1 protein-coding gene is annotated in these 548 nt (G+C 49.8%); it reads right to left on the bottom strand.

From position 1 onward, the window contains the following. Positions 1-284: RRXRR domain-containing protein (locus OCH80_RS10200; protein WP_404540659.1), on the bottom strand; the 284-nt coding region annotated here is incomplete at its 3' end. Positions 285-548 lie beyond the last annotated feature (264 nt).

Below are 548 nucleotides of genomic sequence, written 5' to 3' on the forward strand. Positions count from 1 at the left end.
CTGACTTTCTGCTTATAGCCGTATGAGCCGTATTTCAGTTGAATGGTGAACGGATATTTCTTGACCACGAATGCCTTGCCGCTTTTCAGAAGCAGTCTGGTCTTTCTTGGACGGCATGGCATTAGCGGCTTGCCGTCCTTGTTGAGCAGAAATACCCGATTGGCATTCTCATATTCCATTTTTCCTCCTTTGCCGGCAACCATGCTGCCGGCCGCTATCCGCATTGGGAGACCCAACGGGGAGTTGCGTTGTTGCCCTTCGACAATGTTATCTATGCTTGCCATGATTCCGAAGAACCATGACGACGCAGTTGACTGTCACGTTAACCTCATGACTGTTTACAGAGCTGCCACAGCGCATGGGACTAGAGCATCATCCCATGGTGTGATAACAAAGATAACGTAGTTCCTCTTTCCTGCCAGCCGAAGCCGACTGGAAAGCTTAGTCTAGACAATGAGTTCCGGATTTCTCCGGAACACCCCACAAAGATATTGAGGCTTGAAGCTTGCACTCCAAGCCCCTCACTTCAGTGAGGGGTTACCATTGAC

Source organism: Lactobacillus sp. 23-2 (assembly GCF_044902225.1).
Taxonomy (GTDB): Bacteria; Bacillota; Bacilli; order Lactobacillales; family Lactobacillaceae; genus Lactobacillus; species Lactobacillus absianus.